Genomic DNA, 1992 nt, shown 5'->3' on the forward strand with positions numbered 1-1992 from the left:
GGGGTGCGCTCTAACCAACTGAGCTACAGACCCGGCTAACCACTGGGTCGGCGACCCAAACAGTCTTTGCTCTGGCCGATCAGGTAATTCATTGTGAGCACTTGCCGCGAGGCGGCGATACGTCGTTTAAGGAGGTGATCCAGCCGCAGGTTCCCCTACGGCTACCTTGTTACGACTTCACCCCAGTCATGAACCACACCGTGGTGATCGCCCTCCCGAAGGTTAGGCTAACCACTTCTGGTGCAGTCCACTCCCATGGTGTGACGGGCGGTGTGTACAAGGCCCGGGAACGTATTCACCGTGACATTCTGATTCACGATTACTAGCGATTCCGACTTCACGGAGTCGAGTTGCAGACTCCGATCCGGACTGAGATCAGCTTTCTGGGATTAGCTCACTTTCGCAAGTTCGCAACCCTTTGTACCGACCATTGTAGCACGTGTGTAGCCCTACCCGTAAGGGCCATGATGACTTGACGTCGTCCCCACCTTCCTCCGGTTTGTCACCGGCAGTCTCCCTAGAGTTCCCGACCGAATCGCTGGCAAATAGGGACAAGGGTTGCGCTCGTTACGGGACTTAACCCAACATTTCACAACACGAGCTGACGACAGCCATGCAGCACCTGTCTCTGCGTTCCCGAAGGCACCCCTTCGTCTCCGAAGGGTTCGCAGGATGTCAAGGGTAGGTAAGGTTCTTCGCGTTGCATCGAATTAAACCACATGCTCCACCGCTTGTGCGGGCCCCCGTCAATTCATTTGAGTTTTAACCTTGCGGCCGTACTCCCCAGGCGGTCGACTTATCGCGTTAACTGCGCCACAAAGTCCGCGAAGGACCCAACGGCTAGTCGACATCGTTTACGGCGTGGACTACCAGGGTATCTAATCCTGTTTGCTACCCACGCTTTCGCACCTCAGTGTCAGTGTCAGTCCAGAAGGCCGCCTTCGCCACTGGTATTCCTCCCGATCTCTACGCATTTCACCGCTACACCGGGAATTCTACCTTCCTCTCCTGCACTCTAGCCTGACAGTTCCGGATGCCGTTCCCAGGTTGAGCCCGGGGCTTTCACAACCGGCTTATCAAGCCACCTACGCGCGCTTTACGCCCAGTAATTCCGATTAACGCTCGCACCCTCCGTATTACCGCGGCTGCTGGCACGGAGTTAGCCGGTGCTTCTTCTGTGGGTGATGTCCTTCCTCCCGGGTATTAACCGGAAGGCTTTCTTCCCCACTGAAAGTGCTTTACAACCCGAGGGCCTTCTTCACACACGCGGCATGGCTGGATCAGGCTTGCGCCCATTGTCCAATATTCCCCACTGCTGCCTCCCGTAGGAGTTCGGGCCGTGTCTCAGTCCCGATGTGGCTGATCATCCTCTCAGACCAGCTACGGATCGTCGCCTTGGTGAGCCATTACCTCACCAACCAGCTAATCCGACATAGGCTCATCCGATAGCGCAAGGTCCGAAGAGCCCCTGCTTTCTCCCGTAGGACGTATGCGGTATTAGCCTGGGTTTCCCCAGGTTATCCCCCACTACCGGGCAGATTCCTATGCATTACTCACCCGTCCGCCGCTCGACGCCTGGGAGCAAGCTCCCATCGTTTCCGCTCGACTTGCATGTGTTAGGCCTGCCGCCAGCGTTCAATCTGAGCCATGATCAAACTCTTCAGTTTAAATCAATGTGTCCCTGCCCTTCCAAGGAAGGAGGCGGAACTAACCTGGCTCAAGGTCAAAGCTTCTCAAAAGACCCGAAGGTCTCGACGAGTCGCTTGCCTTGAAATGGTGTGACTTCTCACCACCTCATCGACAAGCGCCCACATGAATTACCTGATCGATTGTTAAAGAGCGGCTTCACGGCACTAAGCCTGAAGCGTCTCGCTTGCTGTCGTGACCGCCGATCGTGTCGATCCCGGGTCTCGCCAGCGCCCTGCGAGGAAGGCGTATTCTACTCAATCGGCCCGCGCTGTCAAGCGCTCTTCGATGCCCGCCGAAGCGTCT

Annotated in this window: 1 rRNA gene; it reads right to left on the reverse strand. The window is 56.5% G+C overall.

The window, feature by feature from the left end:
• Window positions 1–127: 127 nt before the first annotated feature.
• Window positions 128–1667: ribosomal RNA gene (locus H1D44_RS20505) — 16S ribosomal RNA — on the reverse strand.
• Between the last annotated feature and the right edge of the window lie 325 nt (window positions 1668–1992).

The organism is Billgrantia kenyensis, assembly GCF_013697085.1.
GTDB classification, from domain to species: Bacteria; Pseudomonadota; Gammaproteobacteria; order Pseudomonadales; family Halomonadaceae; genus Halomonas; species Halomonas kenyensis.